3 protein-coding genes are annotated in these 6,338 nt (G+C 71.4%); 1 reads left to right on the forward strand and 2 read right to left on the reverse strand.

Annotation, left to right across the window (positions count from 1 at the left end; translation table 11 throughout):
• Positions 1-168: 168 nt before the first annotated feature.
• Positions 169-1,635: a GGDEF domain-containing protein gene (locus AB0H87_RS36110; RefSeq protein WP_360156369.1), complete on the reverse strand. Its 1,467-nt coding sequence runs from the start codon at positions 1,633-1,635 to the stop codon at positions 169-171.
• A gap of 11 nt (positions 1,636-1,646) precedes the next feature.
• Entirely contained in the window at positions 1,647-3,131 is a 1,485-nt protein-coding gene (locus tag AB0H87_RS36115) for a GGDEF domain-containing protein (protein WP_360156372.1), read from the reverse strand.
• Positions 3,132-3,261: 130 nt separating this feature from the next.
• Here AB0H87_RS36115 and AB0H87_RS36120 point away from each other — a divergent pair, with 130 nt between their 5' ends.
• Positions 3,262-6,162, forward strand: coding sequence for a glycoside hydrolase family 48 protein (locus tag AB0H87_RS36120; protein ID WP_360156375.1), 2,901 nt, complete (start codon positions 3,262-3,264; stop codon positions 6,160-6,162).
• Positions 6,163-6,338 lie beyond the last annotated feature (176 nt).

Genomic DNA, 6,338 nt, shown 5'->3' on the forward strand with positions numbered 1-6,338 from the left:
CGGTGGTTCCACCTCCTCTCGAGGGGGAGCGGAGACCGGCGACGGAGTCCGGGCTGGCCCGTCGCCGGCCTACTCTGATGTCCATCAATGGAAGCGCTCCCATCGACGTTGGTCAGACTGTAGCTGTCCGGCAGCGCGCGGGAAACCCCCACGACATGATCGAAAGTTTCAGATATCCGCGTCCGCGACGTGGAAGCCGGAGTTGCGCCGCTTGGCCTCGTACATCGCCGCGTCCGCGTCGCGCAGCAGGGCCTCGAACGGGCGCGTGCCGCTGGTCGCGATGCCGATGCTGGCGGACGGTCGCACGGTCCGGCCGTGGATCCGGACGTGCACCCGCAGTGCGCCGAGGATCCGGTGCGCCGTCTCCACGGCGTCCGCCCTGGACGCGTGGGGCAGCAGCACGCTGAACTCGTCGCCACCCAGCCGGGCCACCGTGTCGGTGCCGCGGACGCAGCCCTTGAGCCGGTCGGCCGTCACCCGCAGCAGGTGGTCGCCGGCGTGGTGCCCGTACGTGTCGTTGACCTGCTTGAACTCGTCGAGGTCGAGCAGCAGCACCGCCCGGCCGCCGTCGTGGGTGCCGCTGTGGCGGCCGGCCACCTCGTCGAACCGCGCGCGGTTGGCGAGGCCGGTGAGGTGGTCGTGGCTGGCGGCGTACCGCAGCCGCTCCTCCTGCCCCGCCAGCACCTCGACCGTGTCGTCGAGGCGGGCGACCAACCGGTCGTTGTCCGCGAGGACGACGTGCTGGCGGATCAGGACCAGCGTCGTGACGGCGACCGAACCCGCGAGCGCGCCCCAGGTGCGGATGGCGAGGCCGTTGACGGCCAGCTCGACGATCAGGACCGCCTGGGTCGCGATGACCGCCACGAAGGGCAGCTGGGCGCCGGACCGCCGCGCCCGCGGTCGCAGGCGAGCGGGCGGGCGGCGGAGCTGGTCGAACCGCGCGCCCGCGACCAGGAGCAGCGCGGGGACCATCCGGGCGACCAGGATGGCGCGGATGTCCGGCGCGTGGAGGATCTCCGCGTTGAGCGCGCGGTCGACGCCGAACAACGCGACGGCCAGCGCCAGCGTCACGCCGGCGAGCGCGCGGACCGGCGCGGACCGCGTGAACACCATCCGCACGAGGGTGAACGCGGCCACCGAGAGGATCACCGCACCCACGATCGCCCACAGCGCCTGGTGCGGCCGGTCGGCCTCGCTGCGGCCGATCATCGTGACGACCCAGATGGCGACCGCCGCGCCGATCAGCACGATCACCACGTCGAGCCACAGTTGTGCGCGGTCCGCGCGGGGCAGTCGCCATGGGCGCGCCAGCATGGACGCCAGGAGTATGCCGGTGCCCGCGGCGACCAGGATCCCCGGCACGGTGCGGATGGCGGTGGCGTTCGCCGGGTCGCCCACCGCCTCGACCGACCGCAGCACCGCGCCCGCCGCGAGGACCAGGCCGCCGACGGCCGCGACCTCCCAGAAGTGCCGCCGCCGGGCGGGCTGCCCCTGGCGCTGGGCCAGTTGCCAGGACAGCGCGGTGAAGCCGGCCAGCAGGACGGCCTGCGCGGCCGAGGACGTGACGCCGGGGGCCGGCCCCCAGCCGACGACCAGCGCGGCCGCCACGAAGAGCAGGAGCGCACCCCCCAGCACGCGGTCCACGGTCAGGCCGCCGAGTCCGGGTGGAGGTAGAAGCCTGAGCTGCGGCGCTTCGCCTCGTACATCGCCTCGTCGGCGTCGCGCAGGAGCGCCTCGAACGGCTTGACGCCGCTCGCCGCGATGCCGACGCTCGCCGAGGGCCGCAGGGTCCGGCCGTCGATGCGCACCGGCTTGCCGAGCGCGCCGAGGATGCGGTGCGCGGCGGACACGGCGTCCTCGGCCGAGGCGTCGGCCAGCAGCACGCTGAACTCGTCGCCGCCCAGGCGGGCCACGGTGTCGGCCGGGCGTACGCTGCGCCGCAGCCGGGTCGCGGTCATCTTCAGCAGGTCGTCGCCCGCGGCGTGGCCGAAGGTGTCGTTGATCATCTTGAACTCGTTGAGGTCGAGCAGCAGCACGGCCCGGCCGCGACCGGGATCGCCGTTGCCGAGCCGCTGGGCGTGGTGGTCGAAGAACGCCCGGTTCGCGAGGCCCGTGAGGTGGTCGTGGTTGGCCGCGTGCCGCAGCTTCTCCTCCTGCCGGCCGAGCGCCTCGATGCTCTCGTCGAGCCGGCGCACCAGCCGCTCGTTCTCCGTCAGCACCACGCTCTGGCGGGCCGCGACGATCGCGGTGAGCACCACCGAGCCGACCACCGTGCCCCAGCTGCGGATGTTGAGGCCCTCGATCGGCAGCTGGATGACCAGCATGAGCTGGGTGGCAGCCACCGCGACGAACGGCAGCCGCGCCGTCACCCGCACCCGCCGGGGCGGCCCGACCGTGCGGCTCAGCGTGCCCTGGATCCGTTCGACGCAGGGCGCCAGGGCCAGCACGAGCGGCGGCAGCAGCCGGAGCACGTAGATCCCCCGGGAGTCCGCGGCGGCCAGCTGGGGGTTGAGCGCGTGCTCGACCCCGAAGAGGGCGACGGCGACGGCGAGGATGATCCCCGTGCCGCGGGTGAACGGCGCCTCGCGGGTCATCAGCAGGCGGACGATCGCGAACACCGAGACGATCATGATGACCGAGCCGACGACCGTCCAGGCGAGCTCGCTCGCGTCGGTCGCCTGCGCACCGCCGAACAGCGCGATGGTCCAGACGAAGACCGAGGTCGCGACCAGGACCGTGGCGGCGTCGAGCCAGAGCCGCAGGCGTTCGCGCCCGACGAGGTCGGGTGGCCGGCTCAGCAGGAAGTAGAGCAGGACCAACGAGCCCACCGAGACGAGCAGGGTCGGCACGGTGCGGTGGGCGCTGGCGGTGGCCGGCTCGATGGCGAAGTCGACCGCGCGGACCACCCCGCCGGCGGTCTTCAGCACGCCGGCGATGGCGGCCAGGCCCCAGAACCGGCGGCAGAGGGGATCCGCCCGCCGGCGGCGCCACAGCCGCCACGCCAGCACCGCGAAGATGCCCTCCAGCACCGCCTGCGCCGACCATGACGTGATGGCCGGTTCGGGACCCACCCCGATCAGGAGGGCCGCGACGGCGAAGACGAGGAGCACCCCGCCCAGGACGCGGTCCATCGACCCAGCGTAGGCGGGTGTTGCCTCCGGGAGCGCTCCCATGGAAGACTGTCACTATCGCGGGCCGGGAGTTTCGCGCACGCGTCCTGGGCAGGACGCGCGCTCCATCCCTGCTTCCGCGAGGAGATCCATGAAACTCAGACGCGCCCTGGCGCTGCTGTCCGCCGGCACGCTGGTCGCCGCCGCGGTCGCCGTGCCGGCCGGCCCGGCGCAGGCCGCCATCGCCTGTGACGTCGTGTACGCGGCCAACGAGTGGCCCGGCGGCTTCACCGCGAACCTGACCATCCGCAACCTCGGCGACCCGATCAACGGCTGGACGCTCGGCTTCACGTTCCCCGGCAGCCAGCGGGTGACGCAGGGCTGGTCGGCCACCTGGAGCCAGACCGGCAACCAGGTCACCGCCACCAGCATGCCGTGGAACGGCAACCTGCCCACCGGTGGCTCGACCGGCATCGGCTTCAACGGCAGTTGGAGCGGGACCAACCCCCGGCCGACCGCGTTCACCGTCAACGGCACCACCTGCGGCGGCGCGCCGCAGCAGCAACCACCCACAGTGGACCTCAGCGTGCCCGCCGGCCCGTTCGAGGCACCGGCCGACGTCGCGCTCTCCGCGACCGCGAGCGACCCCGACGGGACCGTCGCCAAGGTCGAGTTCTACCGCAACGGCCTGCTCGTCAACACCGACACCACGGCGCCGTACGGGTACACGATGGAGGACCTGCCCGCCGGCGCGTACACCGTGCAGGCCCGCGCCTATGACAACGCGAACCTGACGGCGACCGACGAGGCGAGCTTCACCGTCACCCAGGCCACCGGTCCGGTGCTGCGGGCCAACCCGACCTCGGTCTCCGTGGCCGAGGGCGGCACGTCGACGACCCGGCTGACCCTCAGTGCCGCGCCGTCGTCCTCGGTCACGGTCGGGCTGGCCCGCACCGGCGACACCGACATCTCGGTCTCGCCGACCAGCGTGACGCTGACCAGCTCCAACTGGAGCACCGGGGTGCCGGTGACGATCTCGGCCGCCGAGGACGCCGACACCGCGGGCGGCTCGGCGACGGTCACCGCCAGCGCCACGGGGTACGCGCCCGTCGCGATCGCCGTCACCGAGGTCGACAACGACGGCGCGACCGGGGACAACGAGTACATCACCCGGTTCCTCGACCAGTACGGGAAGATCAAGAACTCCGGGTACTTCAGCCAGGAGGGCGTCCCGTACCACTCGATCGAGACTCTGATCGTCGAGGCGCCGGACCACGGCCACGAGACCACCTCGGAGGCGTTCAGCTTCTGGATCTGGCTCGAGGCGCAGTACGGGCGAGTGACGGAGAACTGGGCGCCGTTCAACAACGCCTGGACGGTGATGGAGCGCTACATCATCCCGTCGCACAACGACCAGGCCACCGCCGGAGTCAACGGCACGCCGCAGTACGCGGCCGAGTACAACCTGCCCAGCCAGTACCCGTCACAGCTGCAGCCGAACGTGTCCGTCGGGCAGGACCCGCTGCGGTCCGAACTGCAGTCGACCTACGGCACCGGCGACATCTACGGCATGCACTGGCTCCTCGACGTCGACAACACCTACGGCTTCGGCCGGTGCGGCGACGGGACCACGCGGCCGGCGTACATCAACACGTTCCAGCGGGGTCCGCAGGAGTCCGTGTGGGAGACGGTGCCGCAGCCCTCGTGCGACACGTTCAACTTCGGTGGGCCGTCCGGCTTCCTGGACATCTCCATCAAGGAGTCGAACGCGCCGGCCAAGCAGTGGAAGTACACCAACGCGCCGGACGCCGACGCGCGGGCGATCGAGGCTGCCTACTGGGCGCTCACCTGGGCGACCGAGCAGGGGCGGGCGGCCGACGTGTCGGCCACCGTGGCCAAGGCGGCCAAGATGGGCGACTACCTGCGCTACGCGATGTTCGACAAGTACTTCAAGAAGATCGGCAACTGCGTCGGCGCCTCGACGTGCGCGGCCGGCTCCGGCAAGGACTCGGCGCACTACCTGATGTCCTGGTACTACGCCTGGGGTGGCGCGACCGACCCGAACGCCGGCTGGTCGTGGCGGATCGGCTCCAGCCACAACCACTTCGGCTACCAGAACCCGATGGCGGCGTGGGCGCTGACCAACGTCAACGAGCTCAAGCCGCGGTCGCCGTCCGCGGTATCGGACTGGCAGAAGAGCTTCGACCGCCAGCTCGAGTTCTACCAGTGGCTGCAGTCGGCCGAGGGCGGCATCGCCGGCGGCGCGACGAACAGCTGGGACGGCTCGTACGGGACGCCGCCGTCGGGTACGCCGACGTTCTACGGCATGTTCTACGACGTCGACCCCGTCTACCACGACCCGCCGTCCAACCAGTGGTTCGGCATGCAGGTCTGGTCGATGCACCGGATCGCGGAGCTGTACTACGCGACCGGCAACGCGAAGGCCAAGGCCCTGCTCGACAAGTGGGTGCCGTGGGCGCTGGCGAACACCACCCTCGGTACCGGCGGTTCTTTCGAGATCCCGTCGGACATGACCTGGAGCGGGGCGCCGGCGACGTGGAACCCGTCGTCGCCCGCCGCCAACACCGGCCTGCACGTCACGGTGACCAAGAAGGGCCGGGACGTCGGTGTGGCGGCCGCGTACGCGCGGACGCTCATGTACTACGCGGCGCGCTCCGGTTCCGCTCCGGCCAAGACCGGTGCGAAGGGCCTGATCGACGCGTTGTACGCCAACCGCGACGCGCGCGGCGTGGTGACCTCCGAGACCCGTGAGGACTACCAGCGGTTCGACGACGTCTACAACGCCAGCACGGGTCAGGGTCTCTACCTGCCGCCCGGCTGGACCGGCGACATGCCCAACGGCGACGCGATCGCACCGGGCAAGAGCTTCGTCGACATCCGGTCGTTCTACAAGCGGGACCCGGACTGGCCGAAGGTGCAGTCCTACCTGGACGGTGGTGCGGCACCGACGTTCACGTACCACCGATTCTGGGCGCAGGCCGACATCGCCATGGCGTACGCGGACTACGGCCATCTCTTCCCGAATGGTTGATCGACCGAGCTATCCATAAGGGCTACGACGGAGTATCGTTCTGCCCGGAGGGGCCGCTTCCCCCGTGGCGGCCTCTCCCTCAAGCCAAGGAAGCCCCTGTCCGCGGAGAGCGCGGACGGGGCCAAACAAAGTAGTCGACGGTCAGATCCACCACAAGAGACGATTACGGCCGCGCC

It is taken from the genome of Asanoa sp. NPDC050611, assembly GCF_040654855.1.
Classification (GTDB): Bacteria; Actinomycetota; Actinomycetes; order Mycobacteriales; family Micromonosporaceae; genus Asanoa.

Bases quoted from the DNA above. Each gene is read 5' to 3' on its own strand.
- AB0H87_RS36115 (WP_360156372.1), bottom strand. From the start codon at position 3,131: ATGGACCGCGTCCTGGGCGGGGTGCTCCTCGTCTTCGCCGTCGCGGCC.
- AB0H87_RS36120 (WP_360156375.1), top strand. From the start codon at position 3,262: ATGAAACTCAGACGCGCCCTGGCGCTGCTGTCCGCCGGCACGCTGGTC.